The 20,361-nt window shown below is 68.5% G+C and carries 13 protein-coding genes; 7 read left to right on the forward strand and 6 right to left on the reverse strand.

Going from position 1 to position 20,361, the window contains the following annotated elements; all coding sequences use genetic code 11:
• Window positions 1-56: 56 nt before the first annotated feature.
• The gene (locus ABD301_RS35090; RefSeq protein ID WP_344314479.1) at window positions 57-1,316 is read right to left on the reverse strand and encodes an esterase-like activity of phytase family protein; all 1,260 of its coding nucleotides are present in this window, start codon (window positions 1,314-1,316) and stop codon (window positions 57-59) included.
• Window positions 1,317-1,460: 144 nt separating this feature from the next.
• On the opposite strand from ABD301_RS35090, the gene ABD301_RS35095 reads away from it, so the two are divergent.
• The 3 genes from ABD301_RS35095 to ABD301_RS35105 are packed head-to-tail and all read left to right on the forward strand — an operon-like array spanning window position 1,461 to window position 6,046.
• On the forward strand, window positions 1,461-2,057 hold the full coding sequence (locus ABD301_RS35095) for a class I SAM-dependent methyltransferase (RefSeq protein ID WP_344314480.1): 597 nt from the start codon (window positions 1,461-1,463) through the stop codon (window positions 2,055-2,057).
• On the forward strand, window positions 2,054-2,719 hold the full coding sequence (locus tag ABD301_RS35100) for a DedA family protein (protein WP_344314482.1): 666 nt from the start codon (window positions 2,054-2,056) through the stop codon (window positions 2,717-2,719). The genes ABD301_RS35095 and ABD301_RS35100 overlap by 4 nt, the downstream gene beginning before the upstream one ends.
• Window positions 2,720-2,779: 60 nt before the next feature.
• A complete protein-coding gene (locus ABD301_RS35105) occupies window positions 2,780-6,046 on the forward strand; it encodes a S8 family serine peptidase (protein ID WP_344314483.1) in 3,267 nt (1,088 codons plus the stop codon).
• Here the strand turns inward: ABD301_RS35105 and ABD301_RS35110 are convergent.
• From ABD301_RS35110 to ABD301_RS35120, 3 genes are all read right to left on the reverse strand, one after another.
• Window positions 6,039-6,782 carry a response regulator gene (locus ABD301_RS35110; protein ID WP_344314484.1) on the reverse strand — a complete coding sequence of 248 codons (744 nt, stop codon included), beginning with the start codon at window positions 6,780-6,782 and terminating at the stop codon, window positions 6,039-6,041. The genes ABD301_RS35105 and ABD301_RS35110 overlap by 8 nt on opposite strands.
• A 202-nt stretch (window positions 6,783-6,984) precedes the next feature.
• Window positions 6,985-8,268: an MFS transporter gene (locus ABD301_RS35115; RefSeq protein WP_344314485.1), complete on the reverse strand. Its 1,284-nt coding sequence runs from the start codon at window positions 8,266-8,268 to the stop codon at window positions 6,985-6,987.
• Window positions 8,269-8,322: 54 nt separating this feature from the next.
• Window positions 8,323-12,885 carry an ATP-dependent helicase gene (locus tag ABD301_RS35120; protein WP_344314486.1) on the reverse strand — a complete coding sequence of 1,521 codons (4,563 nt, stop codon included), beginning with the start codon at window positions 12,883-12,885 and terminating at the stop codon, window positions 8,323-8,325.
• A gap of 123 nt (window positions 12,886-13,008) precedes the next feature.
• On the opposite strand from ABD301_RS35120, the gene ABD301_RS35125 reads away from it, so the two are divergent.
• Window positions 13,009-14,190, forward strand: a complete 1,182-nt coding sequence (locus ABD301_RS35125) for a CaiB/BaiF CoA transferase family protein (RefSeq protein WP_344314487.1) — start codon at window positions 13,009-13,011, stop codon at window positions 14,188-14,190.
• 58 nt (window positions 14,191-14,248) lie between these two features.
• Window positions 14,249-15,193, forward strand: coding sequence for a ribose-phosphate diphosphokinase (locus ABD301_RS35130; RefSeq protein WP_163573356.1), 945 nt, complete (start codon window positions 14,249-14,251; stop codon window positions 15,191-15,193).
• Here the strand turns inward: ABD301_RS35130 and ABD301_RS35135 are convergent.
• Window positions 15,164-17,749, reverse strand: a complete 2,586-nt coding sequence (locus tag ABD301_RS35135; RefSeq protein WP_344314488.1) for an ATP-binding protein — start codon at window positions 17,747-17,749, stop codon at window positions 15,164-15,166. The two genes, ABD301_RS35130 and ABD301_RS35135, sit on opposite strands and share 30 nt — an antisense overlap.
• Before the next feature lie 158 nt (window positions 17,750-17,907).
• Here ABD301_RS35135 and ABD301_RS35140 point away from each other — a divergent pair, with 158 nt between their 5' ends.
• On the forward strand, window positions 17,908-18,360 hold the full coding sequence (locus tag ABD301_RS35140) for a hypothetical protein (RefSeq protein WP_344314489.1): 453 nt from the start codon (window positions 17,908-17,910) through the stop codon (window positions 18,358-18,360).
• Window positions 18,357-19,292, forward strand: coding sequence for a hypothetical protein (locus ABD301_RS35145; RefSeq protein WP_344314490.1), 936 nt, complete (start codon window positions 18,357-18,359; stop codon window positions 19,290-19,292). Before ABD301_RS35140 ends, ABD301_RS35145 begins: the two co-directional genes overlap by 4 nt.
• A gap of 159 nt (window positions 19,293-19,451) precedes the next feature.
• Here ABD301_RS35145 and ABD301_RS35150 read toward each other — a convergent pair whose 3' ends face one another.
• The gene (locus ABD301_RS35150; protein WP_344314491.1) at window positions 19,452-20,357 is read right to left on the reverse strand and encodes a phosphotransferase enzyme family protein; all 906 of its coding nucleotides are present in this window, start codon (window positions 20,355-20,357) and stop codon (window positions 19,452-19,454) included.
• Window positions 20,358-20,361: the final 4 nt, after the last annotated feature.

Raw genomic sequence — 20,361 nt, forward strand, 5'->3', positions numbered from 1 at the left:
ACCCAAACACCACAACACAAAACACGCCGAACGATCAGCTAGCAGGGAAACTCAGGCTAGGGCGTGTCGATCTGGTACGAGTCGAGCCTGGTCGGGATTTTGTTGAGCTTGACGGTGCCGTTCGATGTGATGCTGTCGACGCCGAAGTCGTTGTCATTGATCAACGTCAGCAGTGATTTGCCGCCGTCCGGGGTAAGAGCCAGGTCCTCGATCTTGCCGTTGCCGAGTTTGGCTTTCTTGGCGTCGAAAACCAGCGTCTTCTTGCCCGACACCACGCCGTTGTCGGCGAGGTCGGACGGGCCGAGCTGTTCCAGCGTCGGAGTGTCGCTGGTGTCCCAGTGGGTGCCGAGAATGTTCGTCGCGTGGCCGAAATCCACCGCATAGAGCAACGTGTGGACAGTCGGTTGTTCGGCGTCGCGCTCCTCGATCAACAGCCGGTCCGGCGACAGCCACACCATCGCCGAGGTCTTCCAGTCGCCGTCGTCGGAGTTGTCCTTGTCCCGTACGTTCACGAATTCTCCGGTGACGCTCGGCTTTTTGGTGTCCAGCCGATAGATCCGCAGATTCCGGGATTTCTTGCTGACACTGGTGGTCGGGTTGTTCAGCGGACTTTGCTGTGCCACATAGAGAGTGTTGCCGTCGGCGGAAATCGCCAGGCCCTCCAAACCCCGGTTCGGCTTCTGGGTGCTGACGATCGCCGGCAGGATCGGTAGCACGGTCACGCCCGGCGCCTGGTAAGTCGTCTGGTTCGACGGTACGAGGCGGGACAGCACCGTGCCGTCGGCGTCGACGTGCAGCACGCTCGACCGGTTTTCCTCGGAAATCCAGAAAGTGCCGTTCGGTGCTCGTACCAACCCCTCGGTGTCGACGCCGTACGGGTCCAGCGGCAGCGCCTTGCCGTGCACGTCGACCGGCGCGTCGTCGGTCGGCAGGTTCGGCAGGCCGGTGATCAGCCGGGTCTTGGTCACCGGGTCGGTGTAGCCGTCGGGCGTACGCAGCGGGATCTGCTGCTGGATCGTCAGTTTCGACCCGTCTCGGGAAACCAGCAGGATCTCCGGGGTGAAGGTCGGGTCGACGAAGATCGGGTTGTCGCCGTCGGAGTTGTTCGGTCCCCGATCGGTGATCGCCCAGAACGTCTTTCCGCTGGTGCCCGCCGGATAGATGTCGCTGAAGCCACCGAGCACGCCACCGCCGGGCAGCGTGGGCGGATTCTGGTACGTGGCGGTGGCCTCAAGGACCGGCGAGCTGGCCGCGGCGGCCGGCACCGCGCAAGCGGTCAGGACAGTGGCTCCCAGCAGGGCGAGACGACGAATCATGCCGCAGACGCTTGCCGGTAGGGATGCGAAAAGGGTGGAATCAGCATGGACGTACGGTAGCTACCGCGCGAACCCTTGTAGCGGGATTTTGCCGTAATCATTCCGGCTGATGTGCGCGCGGCGGCAGCCGGTTAGGTTTTCCCCATGACCGCACCATCCTCGGATGCCCGGCTGTTCCTGCGCGAGTTCGTCCGTTCGCCGCTCACCACCGCCGCGGTGCTGCCCAGTTCGCCGGCCCTCGCGGCGGCGATGACCGCGCCGATCGCGGCAATGGCCGAGTCCGTAGTGCCTGTGGTGGTCGAGCTTGGGCCGGGAACCGGCGCTTTCACCGGCGCGATCCGGCGGCAGTTGGCCGGTCGCGGACGGCATCTCGCGATCGAGCTCAGCGACGTGATGGCCGACGTGCTGACTGCGCGCTATCCGGAGGTCGACGTCGTCCGTACGGATGCCAACGACCTGTGCCAAGTGCTGGCCGACCGGGACCTGCCGGCGGCGGACGCGGTGGTCAGCGGACTGCCCTGGGCCGCCTACAGCGGTCCGCTGATCCGTACGATCGCCGGCTCGTTGGCTCCGAACGGCACGTTCACCCAGTTCGCGTACACGTGGAGCCGGTGGGCGCCGCCGGCTCGCCGGTTGCTGGCGGGCCTGCGGGCCGCCTTCGACGAGGTCGAGGTGTCCCGTACGGTCTGGCGCAATGTGCCGCCCGCGGTCGTCTACCTCGCGCGGGGTCCGAAGTCTTGACCATCGCCGGCCTGCTCTCCGGTCTGCTCGAGGTGCTGCCCGCACCGGTCGTGTTGCTGCTCGCCGCCGGTTGGCTGACAGCCGAGTCCGGCCTGCTCATCGGCGTCGTGCTGCCCGGCGCGAGCGTGGCGATGGCGCTCGGGCTTTTCGCCCGGGGCGGCGCTTTTCCGCTTCCGATCGCGATCGTCACCGCGGTGGTCGCGACTGCGGTCGGTAGCCAGTACGGGTATTGGCGCGGCTGGCGGGCGACCACTGCCGGACCCGGGCGGCTGACCAGGATCATCGATCGCAAGGTCGGTGCCGAGCGCGAACAGCGGCTGCTGGCCGGCCTTCGCGAGCGGGCCCGGTGGGCCGTGGGCACCGCGCACTGCGTCGCCGTCGTACGTACGTTGGTGCCCCGACTTGCCGGCCGCGCCGGCGTCCCGTACCGGCGGTTCGCCGGGTACGACGTGACGGGTGCGGTGGTATGGGGGACCGGCGTGACCACGATTGGCTATGTGGCCGGTGCCGCGTACGAGAGCGCGCAGCGGCTGTTGGGGCTGCTCGGCCTGCCGTTGATCATCCTGATCCTCGTCGCCGTCCTGGCCTGGCGATTGATTCGCGCCCGGCGCGCTCGTACGCCCGAGCGACGGCCGGATCGGGCCACTACTGGGTTGAGGTGAGGCCGTACACCCGCTCCCAGGCATCGGTGTAAATGACGTTGCCTGTTTTAGGGAGTGTGGATGCGAGCACGGAAGAGATACGCGGTCACCGCGGCCACCGTTTTAGCGTTATTGGCGACCAGCGGGGGAGCGGCGGCGACCGCCGCTCCTGCACGAACTTCCCAGCCGGCCCAGACAATCACGTTGATCACCGGCGACAAGGTGCAGCTGAGCGGCAGCACGGTGACCGGCGTACGTCCGGCCAAAGGCCGGGAGAAGATCCCGATGTTCCGTCAGGTGGAACGCAAACACCATTACGTCATTCCGGCTGACGCGGCTGGGTTGGTGACGGCTGGAAAACTCGACCGGGAACTGTTTGACGTCGACGCGTTGGTGTCGTACAGATATGACGACGCCCACAGCGCGACGCTGCCGGTAATTGTGCAGCACGACCAGAAAGTCCAGCCGAAATTGGTCGGTGCCCAGCTGCGGCGGAATGTGCCGGAGATTGGTGTGACGGCGGTACGCGAACAGAAGTCCGCTGCCACCGCATTCTGGAACAGCGCGAAGTCGGCTGGAAAGATCTGGTTGGACAGCAAGCTGAAACTGAACGACGTCAGCGACAACCTCAACCAGATCGGTGCCCCCACGGCCTGGAAAGCCGGATATAGCGGGACCGGCGTGACAGTCGCGGTGCTGGATGGCGGCATCGACGCCACTCATCCTGACTTCGCCGGGAAAATCACCGCGCAACAGAACTTCACCGACGCGGCGAGCGCCGACGACACCTTCGGCCACGGCACCCACGTGGCCTCGATCGCGGCTGGTTCGGGGGCCGCGTCTGGCGGCAAATATTCCGGGGTGGCCCCTGGCGCGAAAATCGCCGTCGGGAAGGTGTGTGACGGCGACTCCTGCGACACGTCTGCGATTCTGGCCGGCATGGTGTGGGCGGCTCGTACGGTCAAGGCCAAGGTCGTCAACCTGAGCCTCGGCGGACCGGCCTCGGGACGGGGCGATCCGCTGGTCAGTACGCTGAACCAGCTGAGCTCGCAGAACGGCACGCTTTTCGTGGTGGCGGCTGGAAACGACGGGTTCGCCGGCTCGGTCAACTCACCTGGGTCGGCTGACCAGGCGCTGACCGTGGGTGCCGTGGACGGGAAGGACCAGCTGGCGCCCTTCTCCAGCCAGGGCCCGCGCCAGCTCGACGAGGCGCTGAAGCCGGACATCGTCGCGCCGGGCGTCGGTATCGTTGCCGCCAAAGCGAAAAACGGCGTGATTGGCAATCCGAGTGACAATCCCGCATATGTGGCGCTGGACGGCACGTCGATGGCTACCCCGCACGTGGCCGGTGCCGCCGCGGTGCTGGCCGGCGAGCATCCGGACTGGACCGGCCAGCAGCTGAAGGCGGCCTTGATGGCGTCCGCGAAAACCCTGCCGAAGGTGAGTGTTTTCGCGCAGGGCGCGGGACGCCTGGACATCGGCCGCGCGGTCGGTCAGCAGTTGGTGGCCAACCCGCCGAGCGTTTCGGTGCCGACGCAGGTGTGGCCGCATAACGACGACAAGCCGGCCGCACAGTCCGTTTCTTACCACAACTACGGAAAAACACCGCTGACGCTGGCGTTGTCCACGGACGTACGCGGGCCGGATGGCAAGTCAGCGCCAGCCGCGATGTTCGCGGTGACCCCGAAAACGCTGACCGTGCCGGCCGGAGCTGACGCCGCCGCGACCTTCACCACGAACACCGCGGTGGCTGGGAAGGACGGCGAATACACCGGCGGAATCATCGCCAACACGACTGACGGGCAGTCTGTCCGTACGCCGATCGCCGTCAACCGCGAGGTCGAGAGCTACAACCTGACGATCAAGACGATTGGCCGGGACGGCGGGCCACCGCCGGCGGACTACTTACTCGGATTCGTGGCGTACGGCGAGGATGTCACCCGTTTCCCCTCCGACGGCGATCAGGATGGCACCGCGAGTGTCCGGTTGCCCAAGGGCCAGTATGCGGCCGAGGTCTTGACGTTCGAGTCCGATAGCAGCTCTGTTGACCTGATAGCGCCTTACCTCACCGTCAACCACGACCTGACGGTGGTGATGGACACGCGCAAGGCCAAGCCAGCCGACGTCACGGTGGACCAAGCCGGTGCGCAGAGCATGAGCATCGGGACCAATGGCACGTTCTATACGTCCAGTGGGTCGGTGGCCGGCACCGGACTCGGTGCCGAGGATCCTGCTCACCTGCTGACCGGCACGATCGGGGCAGCTGCCCCGGCCGCGCTTTACAGCCAGGTGGTGACCAGTGACTGGGCGGATCCCGGCCCGGCCGGCGATTTCGTCGACTCGGCGTACGCGTACCACTTGGCGCAACTGACCGCGGGCCGGATGCCGACCGGGGTTCTGTTGCATGCCAAGAAAGCCGGGCTTTCCCGAGTGCGACAGAAGGTGCTGCCGACGATGTTCTCCGGCCAGGCGCTGCGGGCCGCGGTCTTCTCGCTGCCGGATGGGGTCGTTCCGTTCCAGTTCCCGACCGGGGCCGCGTCCACGAAACCGGGCGTGCAGACCGAATACCTGAGTCCAGGGGCGCAGCGCTGGACTCTGCTGGCCCAGCTCAACACACCCGACGGGCAGCCGGTCGCGTCGTTCCTGCGCGAACCGGGTCCGGTCGTGGCCGGTGACTTCACCGACGTGGCCAACGCGCCAGCTCTCGGACCGGGTTTCTTCGCGGACGGGCCGGATGCGCCGCTGCGCAGTGGGCAGCTCGCGGACGACCTGGTTTCCCAACCGCCGATGTTCTCCGGGGGCGACCAACGTTATCGCGGGATTCTCTTCACAGGTGGCGCAAGCGCCGTTCTCTACAAGGACGGAGTGAAAGTCGCCGACGGGCCTGGATATATCGATTATCACGCGCCTTCGGCCGACGCTTCGTACCGGATGGTCGTGACGCAGAGCCAGTCGCTTGGCGCACTGTCCACTTCGGTCAGCGGCGAATTGACTTTCCGGTCGAAGAAGGTCACTGGTTCGAACGGGTACACGCTGCCGCTGCTCGCGCCGCGGTTCGCCCCGAAAACCGATGACCACGGGACCGCGCCGGCAGGTGCCGGATTCAGTATTCCGATCGTGGTGGACCAGCAGGTGACGGCGAATTCCGTCACCGGTGTGACCGTTGAGTTTTCCACCGATGACGGGAAAACGTGGCAGTCGGCGGCGGTGAATGCGAACGGCCCGAAAGCCTGGGCCGCAACCGTTGCCAACCCGGGCAGCGGATTCGTGTCGTTGCGGGCGACCGCCACCGACAGTGCCGGGAACACCGGCAAGGTGACGATCATCCGGGCGTACGCGATCAGCTAACGCCGGGTGAACCTTCTGGCCGGCCTGCCAGATCCTCGACAGCGGTGCTGTCGGCGGGCGGGTCGGCCAGTTGGATCTCCTCGCCCAACCAGCTGTATTCGTGTTCGGGCCGGCCGGTGGCGCCGTACCGCAGGCCGATGCGGGCCTCGCCGCTTTCCGCGAGAGCGCCCAGATAGCGCTGTGCGGTGGCCCGGGCAATGCCCAGCTCGGTGGCGATCTCGATCGCCGACCGCGGCCGGCCGGCCCGCCGCAACGCGTCGGTAACCAGTCGGGCGGTGACCGGCGACTGGCCTTTCGCGGTGCTGGACCGGTCGTTGTCGTGGAGCGCCCGCACGGCCCGGTCAATGTCGTTTTGCCGCAGGGTTTGGCTGCCCTGTAGGAGGGCCTGATAACGCGCGTAGGCGGTGAGGCGGGTGCCGAGCTGGGCGGCGGTGAATGGTTTCAAAAGGTAATTCAGAGCTCCCGCCCGCAATGCCGCCCGGACGGTCGTGGACTCGGCCGCCGCGGTCAGCACCATGGTGTCGATCTCGATCTCGGCCAGCAGCCGCAGCGCGGAATCGTCGGGCAGGTGCAGATCCAGCAGCAGCAGATCCGGTGTCAGCTCGGCGATCCGGCCACGCGCCTCGGTCGCGGAATGCGCGGTGCCGAGCACGCTGAACCCGGGCACGGCGTCGACGAAGCCGGCGTGCAGGGAAGCGACAAGAACATCGAGATCGACCACCAGCACCCGGATCACTGACCACCACCGGTCCGGAATTCGCGCACGCCTGTCTCCCGGGGGTTCACAACCCACCGGGAGAGTTGGGTGTGCCGGCCAGGCCGGGCGGAATGCGGTGGCATGACGGACAGACCGTACTCCAGGGGAGATCACCAGTCTGCAACAGGTTCCCTGAAAAGACACCGAAACCTTGCGAGCAAAAAGAGCAAAATAAGGGAATTCAGTGGCTCCCCAAACTGGTCTCCTGGTTTTGCTTGTCTGTCCCGGAATTTTGCGCGCGCATCGTACGCAACGGGGAAAGGAGCAGCGGCAGGATCGACAACGCGACGCCGATCCCGTCCACCGTGAGCGTCGCCCGCAGCCCGAAGACGCTCGCCAGCGCGCCACCCAGCAGGCTGCCCAGCGGCAGCATGCCCCAACTCACCATCGTCATGATCGAGCTGGCCCTGGCTTGCAGGCCGGCCGGGCAGAGCCGCTGTCGGCAGCTCGTCTGCACGATGTTCGCGGTGATGATGGCGAAACTCGCGAGCAGGTTGGCGGCCACGAACCAGCCCAGCGCCCAGCCGGGAGCGGTCAGCGGATAGAGCAGGAATCCGGCACCCACGGCCGCCGCCGCGACCAGCATCGTGCCGGCCTCGCCGAGCCGGGCCGCGAGGCGACCGGTGGTGGCGGCGGCCACCAACGCGCCGAGTAACCCGACCGTGCTGAGCACGCCAATGACGCCGGCGCCGAGATGGACCTCGCGGACCAGGAAAACGATCATGATGCCGCTGTTCGCGCCTTGGAACAGGACCAGCAGCGCGGTGCTCAGCGCCATCGCCCGCAGCACCGGATGCCCGGCGACGAACCGCAGCCCTTCGCCGATCTCCCCATGCAGCGCGGCGCCCGGCGATCGCCGCTGGACAGGCTCGACGGCCTTGATACGCCCCAGTCCGGCCGCCGACAGCAGATAGCTGGCCGCGTCCACCGCGATCGCCACCGGCGCGCTTAGCACCTGAATCACGAAACCGCCCAGTGCCGCGCCGGCCAGCGCCGCGACCGAGGCGTTGGTGGCGAGTTTGGTATTGCCCTCGACGAGGTCCTTGTAGTTGACCAGGCGTGGCAGGTACGCCGGCTGGCCGACGTTGAAGAAGACGGTGAGCACGCTGCTGGCGAGGGCGACCACGTACAGCTGGGTCAACGTCAGGGCGCCGAGCAGGCTCGCCGCCGGGATCGACAGCAACAGGGCCGTACGAGCGAGGTCGGCGACGATCAGGACGGGCCTGGCTCGTACGCGATCCAGCCAGGCGCCGGCGTGCAGCCCGAAGAGCAGCGAGCCGGCCGTACCAGCCGCGGTCAGCAGCGACGCCTGGAACGTGGAGGCGTGCAAGGTGACGACGGCCAGGAACGGGACGGCCAGCAATGCCGTCCGGCTGCCGAGCTGACTGACCAGGTCAGCCACCCATAGCTGCCGGAAATCGTGGTCCCGCAGCAAGCCCAGCCGCCGGGTGATCAAAGAAGGCATGCGCTGACTCTAGATGATCACGCAGTAAAGCTGAGCCTCTATCGCTCAACTAAATTAGTTGCGGAGACGAAGGCCGCTGGGAGTGGGACGGAAACCGGCTTGTTCGAGAAGATCAGCCAGCGGGGAGTCGGTGACCGCGGCGCCGTTGGCGCGCTGGACCGTGAGGGAGCCGAGCAAGCCGTCCCGCACCGCTTCGGCCAGTGCGGCAGTCGCCCTTGTCAGAGTGTCCGAGTCGGCGGTGAAGGACAGCAGCGTCCGGCCGCCTCGCTCGACGTAGAGCGCCAATGCGCCGTCGACCAGCACGACCAGCGCGCCGGCCTTGCGGCCGGGTCGGTGGGTGGTGCCGCCGAGGGACTCCGCCGTCCGGTCTGGCCAGCTCAGCGACGCACCATACGGGTTGGCGGGGTCGGTGGCGGCGAGGACGGTCGAGCTGGGCGCGAGGTCCGGCCGGTGGCTGTCCGGGCTCAGGTCGCGGCGGATCTCCTGGCGGCGCTGCAGGTCGGTGGCCAGCGATCGGAGCCGGTCGACCGCGCCGGGCAGCGCGAACTGGGCACCGCCGAGGCCGTCCACGAAGTAGCCCCGGCGCACCCGGCCAGCGTCTTCCAGCGCCGACAGCACCGAGTAGATCCGAGCGAAGCCGCCGGCCACCCCCTCGCTGGTCACCGATCCCCTGGTGAGCACGCCATATCGCTCCAACAGCGCGTCCGCGGCCGCATGCGCGCGCAAGGTCGGGTCGGGTTCGCGGTCGGGCAGCAGGCTCCACCGGCCGCCAACCGTCGGCGGGCCGGCCCGGGTGGGCAGCCGAGGCCGGCGTTGGGCTCGCCGAAAACCCGCCCGGGCGGTGCCGGTGGACGGTCGGTGGCTCGTACGGCCGGCGCCGAGCAGGGTGCGCAGCGGGCCGAGCGTGTCGTTGCTGAGGCGGCCCGCCCAGACCAGCTCCCAGATCGCCGCCACCAGGTCGTCGTCGGCGACCGGCGAACCAAGCGCGGTGCCCACCCGGTCGGAGATGTCCCGGAAGAACAGCGCCTGCCCGCCGGCCAGGCACTCGATGACCGCGGCCGGCACCGGGCCTTCGGCCAGGGCCAGCGGCTCGGGGAGCAGCAGCGGCGCGGTATCGGCGAAGCTGAGCGCCACCCAGCCGTCGTTGCCGGGCAGGGATCCGTTGCCAGCCCACAGAACTTCGCCGGACGCGCACAGCTCGTCCAGCAGCGCGGGGGAGTAGTGCGGCACCCGGGCCGGCAAGATCAGCTGCTCCAGCGCACTCGCCGGCAGCGGCACGCCCTGCAGGCCGCCGATCGCGTCGGCCAGCGTGTCGACCCCGCCGCTGCTCGGCCGGTGCGGGCCGATGCGCTGCCAGGCTGGCAAAAACGTCCCCAGCGCGGCCGCCGGCACCGGCTCCACCTCGGCCCGCAGCACCGCGAGTGAGCGGCGCCGGAGCGTACGCAGGACTTCGGTGTCACACCACTCCGCGCCGGATCCGCCTGGGGTGAACTCACCGGCCACCACCCGGCCGGCGGACGCCAGCCGGTGCAGCGCGGAGGCGGCGATCGCGATGCCGATCCCGAACCGCTCGGCCACGTGGTGGGACGAGAACGGCCCATGCGTACGGGCGAAACGGGACACCAGGTCCCCCAGCGGGTCGGCCACCGGCTCGGTGAAAACGTCCGGCACGCCGACCGGAAGCGCGGCACCGAGTGCGTCCCGAACCCGGCCGGCGTCCTCGATGGCGATCCACCGGTGCTCGCCGCCGATCCGGACCTGGATCGCCCGTCGGGTTTTCTCCAGCTCCGCCAACCATTCCAGGCGGCCGCCACGTTCCTGGATCTCGGCCTCGGTGAGCCCGCCGAGCAACCGCAGCAGGTCGGCCACCCCGTCCACAGTGGACACTCGGCGCTCGTCGGTCAGATATTGGAGCTGTTGAAGGGTTTCCACCAGCACGTTCGGGTCGAGCAGCTCGCGCAGCTCGGCGCGGCCGAGTAGCTCGGCGAGCAAGGTGGTGTCCAGTGCGAGGGCCTGGGCGCGCTGCTCGGCCAGCGGCGCGTCGCCCTCGTACATGAAAGCGCCGACATAACCGAAAAGCAGTGACCGCGCGAAAGGCGACGGCTGCGCGGTGGCGGCCTCCACGACTCTGGTCTCTCGGTTGCCCATCTCGCGCATCAACCCGGTCAGGCCAGGAAGGTCGAAAACGTCGTTGAGGCATTCCCGCATCGCCTCCAGCACAACCGGGAATTCGCCGTATTCGCCGGCGACCGCGAGCAGCTGCGCGGATCGTTGGCGCTGCTGCCATAACGGCGCCCGGCGCCCGGGCCGGCGCCGCGGGAGCAGCAGGGACCGGGCCGCGCATTCGCGGAACCGGGAGGCGAAGACCGCCGAGCCGCCGAGCTCCGCGGTGACGACCTCCTCGATTTCCTCTGGACTGAAAACGACCACTTCGGCCGGCGGCGGAGTTTCCATGTCGGGGAGCCGAAGAACGATGCCGTCGTCGGACGCGACGGCGTGCCCATCCACCCCATATCGCTCGCGCAGCCGGGCCGTCAGCGCCAGCGCCCAGGGCGAGTTCACCGGCGCGCCGAACGGCGAGTGGACACACATTCGCCAGTCGCCCAACTCGTCGGTGAAACGCTCGACGACGATGGTGTGGTCGTCGGGCAAGGTGCCGGCCGCTTCGCGTTGATCGGCCAGATAACTCAGCAGGTTGGTCGCGGCCCAGTCGTCCAGGCCCGCGTTTTTGGCCCTGGCGATGGCCTTGGGCTCTTTGGCGGTGGTCATTTCGCGTACGAACGCGCCGACCGCGCGACCCAGCTCCAACGGCCGGCCGGGAGTGTCGCCCTTCCAGAACGGCATCCGGCCGGGCTGCCCAGGCGCCGGCGTGACGATCACCTTGTCCGGGGTGATGTCCTGGATCTGCCAGGAGGTGGAGCCGAGCAGGAAAACGTCGCCGACCCGCGACTCGTACACCATCTCCTCGTCCAGCTCGCCGACCCGGGATCCCTTCTCGCCGGCCAGGAAGACGCCGAACAGCCCGCGGTCGGGGATGGTCCCGCCGCTGGTCACCGCGAGCCGCTGGGCGCCCGGCCGGGCGGTCAGCGCCCCGGTGATCCGGTCCCAGGTCAGCCGCGGCCGCAGCTCGGCGAACGCGTCGCTGGGATAGCGGCCGGCCAGCATGTCCAGCGTCGCTTCGAGGGCGGACCTGGGCAGCTCGGCGTAGGGGGCGGCTCGGCGTACCAGCGCGTCGATCTCGTCCACGGTTTGTTCGTCCATCGCCACCATCGCGACGATTTGCTGGGCCAGCACGTCCAGCGGGTTGCGTGGGCAGTGCAGCTCCTCGATCGCGGCAGCGGACATCCGCTCGGCGACCACCGCGCAGGACACCAGATCGCCACGGTATTTCGGCAGAATCACCCCGGTCGACACCGCGCCGACCTGATGGCCGGCCCGGCCGACCCGCTGCAGGCCGCTGGCCACCGAGGGGGGCGCCTCCACCTGCACGACCAGGTCGACCGCGCCCATGTCGATGCCCAGCTCCAGGCTGCTGGTGGCGACCACCGCCGGCAGCCGGCCGGCCTTCAGGTCCTCCTCGACGATCCGGCGCTGTTCCTTGGAAACCGAGCCGTGGTGCGCCTTCGCGATCACCGGTGGCGCGCCCTTGCCCGTACCGGACTGGCCCACCGCCATCGCCGGGAAATGGGTGAGGGGGGATGGGTTCTCTTCGGCCAGGTCGTTGAGGCGGGACGTGAGGCGCTCGGCGGCCCGGCGGCCGTTGGTGAAGACGATCGTGCTTCGGTGCGCCCGAATCAGCTCGTACACCCGCTCCTCGATCGCCGGCCAGATCGACTTGGACCCGACCTCCTCGTCGGCGTTGCCAGGCTGCGCGGTGGACATGTCTGACATGTCTTCGACGGGCACGACGACCTGAAGCGACACCGTCTTGTGTGACGGCGGCTGGACCACGGTGACCGGCTGGCTGCCGCCCAGGAACCTCGCGACATCCTGGACCGGTCGTACGGTCGCGGACAGTCCGATCCGCTGCGCCGGCCGCTCCAGCAGGGCGTCGAGTCGCTCCAGCGAGAGCGCGAGATGAACCCCTCGCTTGCCCCCGGCCATCGCGTGCACCTCGTCCACGATCACCGTGTCCACCGCCCGCAGTGCGTCCCGCGCCTGGCTGGTGAGCAGCAGAAACAGCGACTCGGGTGTGGTGATCAGGATGTCCGCGCCGTGCTTGGTGAACGCGCGGCGTTCGTTGGGCGGGGTGTCGCCGCTGCGCATGGCGATCGTGATGTCCGGCTCTGGCAGACCCAGCCTCGCGGCTGCTCTGGAGATCCCCACCAGTGGGGTTCGCAGGTTCCTCTGCACGTCCACGGCAAGGGCCTTGAGAGGGCTGATGTAGACGACTCTGCAGCGCGGCTTGTCCTCATCTCGTGGCGTCGACGCGAGCCGGTCGACGGAGGCGAGGAACGCGGCGAGCGTCTTGCCCGACCCGGTAGGGGCGACGGTGAGGACGTTGTCACCGCGACCGACCGCCTCCCAGGTTCCCAGCTGCGCCGGGGTAGGTGCGGTGAACGCGTCACCGAACCACGCTCGGGTCGATTCCGAGAAGGCGGCGGCCACGTCGTTCATGGGCCCATCCTCCCTCGCGGGTACGACATCTTGTGCACGAGTCGCGACGGGCACTGTCCGAAATCTCACGCCAGCAAGGGGTGCGGCAGGTGTGACGATAAGCCCAGAGGTGAAGGAGGGCCTGTGCTGCCGCTTGAGGGGATCACGGTTGTCGGCATTGAGCAGGCAGTGGCCGCGCCGCTGGCGACCAGGCACTGCGCGGACCTTGGTGCGCGGGTGGTCAAGGTGGAGCGAGTGGACGGCGGGGACTTCGCGCGTGGGTACGACGATGCGGTGAACGGGCTGGCGGCGCATTTCTTTTGGCTCAATAGAGGAAAAGAGTCGCTTGCCGTCGACCTGAAGTCCGAAAAGGGACAGAAAATCGTCGAGGACCTGATTCTGGATGCGGATGTCTTCGTCCAGAACTTGGCTCCCGGGGCAGCGGCCAGGCTGGGGTTTTCGGCGGAGAAACTGAGAAAAGCCAAGCCGGAGCTGATCGTGGTGGACATGTCCGGCTACGGGACGGGTGGCCCGTACAGTGGAAAACCGGGCTATGACCTGCTGTTGCAGGGCGAAGGCGGGCTCGCCTCGGTGACCGGTACGGACGACACGCCGGTGAAGACGGGGATCCCGACGGTGGATATCGGCGCCGGGATGTACGCGTTCACGGCGATTCTTTCGGCGCTGTTCCGGCGAGAACGTGGTGGTGGGGGAGCCAGCGTCGAGGTGTCGATGTTGGACGCGATCGCGGAATGGATGGGACATTCGCTCTACTACACGAAAGGGACCGGGCGGTTGCCGAAGCGGTCGGCGCTCGGGCATCCCTCGGTGGTGCCGTACACGGGATATCCGACGGCGGACGGTAAGCAGGTGCTGATCAGCATCCAGAATGACCGGGAGTGGGTACGGTTCGTTACCGATGTGCTGGAGCGGGTGGAGCTGGCGCGGGATCCCGACTACGCGACGAACATCGCTCGTACCCGCAACCGCGCCGCCGTCGACGCGGCGATTGCCCAGAAAACCTCGAAACTGGACGCGAAAGACCTGGTCGCGAAACTGGACGCGGCGGCAATCGGGAATGCGCGGCTCAACGATGTGCACGGCTTGATCGAGCATCCGCAGCTCGCGGCGCGGGACCGGTGGCGGCCGGTACGTACGCCGGTGGGGACGTTCGACGCGATCCTGCCGCCGTTCACGTACGCGGACGCCGAGGCGACGATGGGCGCGGTGCCGGCGCTGGGGGAGCACACCGACGCGGTGCTGGTGGGCCTCGGGCGGACGGCCGACGAGATCGCCGGATTGCGTACCGACCGTACGGTCGGCTGAACCGATTAGGTAGGCTCTTCTCGTATCTGCCCCGGTCGACCCCACACAGGAGCAGTTGGTGCGAGACATCGCCATCTTCAGTGGCAGTGCCCACCCGCAGTTGGCAGCGGAGATTTGTTCGCATCTAGAGCAGCCACTGCATCCAGTGCGAGTGGAGCGGTTCGCCACCGACTGCCTGGAAGTCCAGTTGCAGGCCAACTGCCGGGAACGGGACGTTTTCCTGGTGCAGCCGCTGGTTCGCCCGGTTCAGGAGAATTTGGTGGAGTTGCTGCTGATGCTGGACGCCGCCCGGGGCGCGTCGGCGGGGCGTACGACCGTGGTGATGCCCTATTACGCCTATGCGCGGTCCGACAAGAAGGACGCGCCGCGCATTTCCATCGGCGCCCGGTTGGTCGCCGATCTGCTGGTGTCCGCCGGCGCCGACCGGGTGCTGGCGATGACGCTGCATTCCCCGCAGGTGCACGGATTTTTCAGTGTCCCAGTCGACCACCTGCACGCATTGCGGGAGCTTGCCGCGCATTTCGCCGGCTATGACCTGACAAACACCACCGTGGTGTCGCCGGATCTGGGCAATGCCAAGGAAGCCGCCGCGTTCGCCCGGATGCTCGGTGTCCCGGTCGCGGCCGGCGCCAAACAGCGGTTCGCCGACGACCGGGTCAGCATCAGCTCGGTCATCGGGGACGTGACCGGCCGGGACGTGATCGTGCTGGACGACGAGATCGCCAAGGGCAGCACGGTGATCGAGCTGTTGGACCGGCTCCGCGACCTGAACGTACGAACGATCCGCGTCGCTTGTACGCACGGGCTTTTCGCCAGCGGAGCTTTGAAACGCATCAGTGACCAGCCCGATGTGCTGGAAATCGTCTGTACGAACACGGTGCCGATTCCGCAGAGCGAGCGGGTGCCGAAGCTGACCGTGCTGTCGATCGCGCCGGCATTGGCCGAGGCGATGCGCCGGATCCACAACGGCGAGTCAGTCAGCGCCCTGTTCGACGCCCCCTAGCTTGACCCGGATCTCGAGGGCAGCTGGCAGATCAAGCTCGGTGTAGAGGGCCAGCGCGGCTTCCCAGTGCTGCCGTGCCTCGGGTTCGTCCGCGTACAACCGGGCCAGTCCGACTTGCGCACGCGCGCGCTCGTACCGGTCGCCCGTCTCGTCCGCGCGAGCGAGCGCCTCGTCGTACTGCTGCTGCGCCTCGGCGCGCCGACCGACCTGCCGGAGCGTGTCGCCAAGGCCGACCAGCGCGCGCGTTTGTACGTCCAGCTCGCCGAGCTCCTGGGACAGCGCCACCGCCCGCCGGAGGTGGTCGAGCGCCTGGTCATGCTGGCCGAAACGCAGGTAGAACAGGCCGTACGCGCAGAGCGAGTCGACATCGCCGATCCGGTAGCCGGCAGCCGCGTAGATGGGCACCGCTGCGCGAAGGTGCGCGAGCGCCGCGTCGTATTCGCCGAGCCGGGTGTAGGCGCCGCCCAGGTTGGTGTGCGCCACGGCCACCCCGAGCTGGTTGCCGAGCTGCCTGTTCAGTGCCTGTGACCTGCGGAAATGGTCCAATGCATCGGGGAGCCGGCCGAGCCGTTCGTACGCGTTGCCGAGGTTGTTGAGCGTCCGGCTCTCGCCGAGCAGGTTGCCGGTCTCGCGATGGAGTTCCAGTGCCCGGAGGTGATGGTCCACGGCCTCGCGATAGAGACCCAGCTGTAGATGTACGGTCCCGAGTCCGTAGAGCACGGTGCCTTGCATAACGCGGTCCCCGGCGACAGTGAAAAGCTCGTAGGCCTGCTCCAGTCGCTCGCGTGCCGTGAGGTAGTGCCCGAGCCGCCACGCCAGGATGCCCAGCCCGTGCAGCGCGGCCGCTTGACCTGCCTGGTCTCCGGCGGCTTTGTGCAGCTCAAGGGCACTTTGGTGGTGCTCGGTCGCGGCGCCGTAGTCGCCGAGGCGGCGGCGTACGACCCCGAGTAGGTTGAGCGCTGTCGCCTCGTCGTGTGGATCGCCGGCCGCCTCCTTTAGAGCCAGTGTGTGGAGTGTGACGCCGTCGGCGTAGTGGCCGGCCGTGTCGAGGTAGCCGGCCAACACCTGGGACAGCTGACCGGCCCGACCCGGCGCGATCGCCAGCAGGTGCGGGCGCTCCCGGTCCAGCCAGTCGCGGGCCCGCTCGCCCAAAGCGGTGTTCACCGCGACCTGGGCGGCTTGGGTGTAGTAGTCGGCGAGCCGGGTCAGCGCGGCGGGCAGGTCTGGCAGCTCGGTGGCTTTCTCCGCCGCGTACGCCCGGAGCAGGTCGTGCATCCCGAACCGGCCAGCGGTGTCCTCCTCGACCAGGTGGCCGCGGCAGAGCGGATCCAGCAGTCGGCGGGCGCCGACCCGGTCGGTGCCGGCGAGCGCGGCCACCGCGTGGTCGTCCAGGGTCCGGCACGGGTGGGCGCCGAGCAGCCGGAACAGCTGGTCCTCGGCGGGCTGGAGGTTCCTGCAGGACCACGAAAAGACGGTGCGTACGGCGGTGTATTCATCGTCGCCGGCGGCCAGCAGGTCCAGCCGCCGGGACTCGTCGCCGAGCTCGGCGACCAGGTCGGCCAGCCGGGTCCGCGGCCGGGTCAGCGCCAGCTCGGCGGCGATCCGCAGCCCCAGCGGCAGCCGGGCACACGCGAGTGCGAGCGCGACCGCGGGCTCCGGCTCGTCGTCGACCCGAGTGCCCAGGAGCTTGCGCAACAGGCCGACCGCTTCGTCGAGAGAGAGCAGATCGAGGTTCACCCGTACGGCCCCATGCCGCACCACCAGGCCAGGCAGCGTGTCCCGGCTGGTCACCAGCACCACGCACGTACCGGTGCCGGGCAGCAGGTCGCGGACCTGGGCGCCGGATTGCGCGTTGTCCAGCACGATCAGCATCCGCCGGTCGGTGACCAGGGTGCGAAAGCGAGCCGCCCGCTCGGCCAGCCCCGGCGGGATGGCCGCGTCGTCCGGCTGGAGTGCGCGCAGGAATCCCTCCAATGCCTCGGTCGCGCCCATCGGTCGTTCCGGGTCGTATCCGCGCAGATTCACGTAAAGCTGGCCGTCCGGGAACAGCCCGGCGATCCGGTGCGCCCAGTGCACGGCGAGCGCGGTCTTGCCGACGCCGGCGGTGCCGGAGACCGCCGAGATGACTACAGGAGCGGTCGCGTCGGCCGGCTCGGCGACCAGCCGGTCGAGGTCGGCCAACTGGTCCTGCCGGCCGGTGAAGCCGGCGATGTCGGCGGGCAGCTGCCGCGGGCGTACGGGCGCGCTTTGTGGCTGTGCCAATGGTTGTGCCAGTGGTTGCGCCACGACGGCCGGCGCGTTGGCACTGGTAGCCAGCCACAGCTGGTGGAACCGCTCCACGTCTCCGTGCAGCGTCTCGACGATCAGCTCCAGCAGACCCCAGCGCGGCACCCGCGGGCCGGCGAACGCGCCGGACACCGTCGTGTGGCTGCAACCGACCTCACGCGCCATGTCCCGCAGGCTCGGCCAGCCGGCCTGGTGGTGCAGGTCGTGCAGTGCGTCAAAAAGGGTCTTTGCCGGACCATCCGGTAACCGCGGCTTCGGCAGCGCTCCCACCAGCACCTCCAGGCTCCGGGCAGGGTCCAGGCTGCCCTGCTCGGCGGCCCGGTGTAAAGGGCCTTTTACGCCCGTCCAGTTTCGTCAGCATTCGTCAACCGGCCCCGGCCGGCTCGCAAGCTTGCCGTGTCATCACCGCCGCACGGGAGGCGCGCACCATGGGTACGACTATCGAAGAGGCCACCAGGATTGGCCAGTCCGTGCAGGACTACCTGACCGATGCCGACACGTACGACCCGGAGGCGACCGACGATCGCACCGAGATCCTGCTGAAACGGCTGGCCTCGCTGCGCGGTGTCGGGCTGGTGACCGAGACGCAGCTGATGGTCCTGCACGACGCGCTCATCTCCGGCGGGATCGTCGAGGATCCCAAGGCCGACCCGTACACGGTCGGCGGTGTGCTGATCACCACGGCCCGGCGTTTTCCTTACTATGGCGGGAGTCTGCCGGCTGGGCTGCTCTTCGTGGCGGAGGCGGCAGTGGCCGGCGCGGACCACGGCGGCCCGGTCGGCGCGCTGACCTGCGCTTCGCTCGCTTCCGTGCGGGTGCTTTACGCGCATGTCGAAGATGCGCCGCAGGATGACGGGCCCGGGGAGATTTTCCCGTCATGACTGAGAAACCCACCCGTACCATCCCGGTGATGGTGCTGCGGTACGTGTGGGAGACCGGCTGGTCCGGCGGCCGTGCCCTGCGGCCGTGGCCGGACCGGGTGTTCGCCGAGATTTTCCAGCAGCCGAACGGTTGGAGCCTGCGTGACTACTGGCTGCGCTGCACTTTTGGCCATCTGGACCTGAAATTCGACATCGGCCCATGGTCGGTGCTGTCCGGCGCCGCACACCAGGACCTGCGGTCCGACCGGCGGGCGATCCTCGCCGCGTGTCGCGCACAGGCCGTGATGGACGGGGTGCCACTGGGCCGCTACGGCCACGTGGTCGCCTTCGTCCACGAGCCGCCGTGCGACACCGGCGGGTCCTGTCCGGACGTGGTGCTGGACCAAAACCCGGCCACCTTGGAGTTCTACCAGCGCGCGATGGGCGCGATGCTGGGCTTTTCGGCCGGGTCCGGCCCGTACTGCGTGATGGGCGCCGACCAGATCGCAGACTACCCGATCGCCCGGCCGGCCGCGTTCGCTGGCCTGCCGCTGCTGCCCGGGACGGACCTTTTCCGTACCGCGCGGCGAGTTTCGGCGGCCACGCTCTATCGGCATCTGCCGGCGTACCGAGCCACCGTCCCTCTGTCCACTGTGGACGAAGAGGTCACGGTGGTGGCACTTGGCGAGTCCAGCGACGGAAAGTCGACAGTGGCGGTGTGCCCGGTGGCCGGTGGCGAGGTCACGGTCGAATACCGGACAGCCAACGGCGACGACCTCGGCGTGGTGCCCGCGGTGGTGGTGCATTCGCTCGGCGTACGACCCTGCGCGGGTGCCTGTTTCGAGGCGGCGCTGCCCCCGATCGTCGGCGCCGAGGCCGTGGTGGCCGGCGTACGCGTGCAGGTCCTCGCGGTGCCCGGTCCAGACCGGATCACCATCTGTTTCACACGCTAGTGTCCTGCGCCCGAAGTTCATTACTTTCTCCGGCGCCCAGACGGCGACTGAGAGCACCGGAGAACCGCCCACATACCACCAGTATGAGGACGATCCTCCGGCGCACTCAGATCACCGTCTGGATCACCGAATAAAGCAACGAACTTCAGACGCAGGACACTAGAAAGCGTGCCAGAGGGCGGTGGTGTCGCCGGCTCGGAGACCGCGAACGCGGGTCGCGAACTCCGCCTGAGCGGTCGGGTTTCCGGGCGTCCGCTGAGCTACCCAGGCGGCGCTCGCGGTTTCCCTTGCCGCCATCAACAATTCGGCGCCAGACCAGTCGGTTACGTCCCAGCCGTACGAACGGGTGAAGGCGGCGTAGTCGTCCGGGTCCAGCCCGTAGCGGCGGCGGGCGAGTGCGAGCACGGTCAGGTCGTGTTCGCGAAAGTCGTCGGCGAAGGTTTCCAGGTCGAGCAGCATCGGGCCGCGCTCGGTGACCCGCACGTTCCGGGGCAGCGCGTCGCCGTGGATGACGCCGGGCTCCAGCTGTGCGGTCAGGCACGCGACGGCGGCGGTCAGCTCTTCGGCCCGGCTGCGCAGAAAAGCCGCGTCGGCGGCGGAGATGCCAGCGCCGCCGGCGGCCAGCCAGCGCGGCACGTTCGCCAGCAGATCGCGGCGCGGCAGCTGGAAAGGCGGCGCCGGCAGGGCGTGCAACATCCGTAGCAACAGGCCCAAATCAAAGGCGCGGGCCGGGCGTACCGGTTCGGGCAGTGGCTCCCAGAAACTCACCGGATGCCCGTCCACGACCACCACCTCCGGCGCGATGCCGGCGGCCGGGCGCACCGCCGGCAGGCCCTGCTCGGCGAGCCAGCCGGCCACCTTCAGGGACAGCTGGGCCCGCGCCGCGACGGCTGGCTCGCGGCCGATTTTCGCCACCACCGGCACGTCCGTGAGCGCGACCACCGCGTTTTCGGAAAGCCACAGCACGGCGGGGGAGTCCACAGTGGACGGCACGCCGGCCAGCTCGCACGCCTGCCGCAGGACAGGCGTGAGCAGCGATTCGTCCAGCTGCGCGACCTCGCCCATGGCG

It is taken from the genome of Fodinicola feengrottensis (genome assembly GCF_039530045.1).
GTDB lineage: Bacteria > Actinomycetota > Actinomycetes > Mycobacteriales > HKI-0501 > Fodinicola > Fodinicola feengrottensis.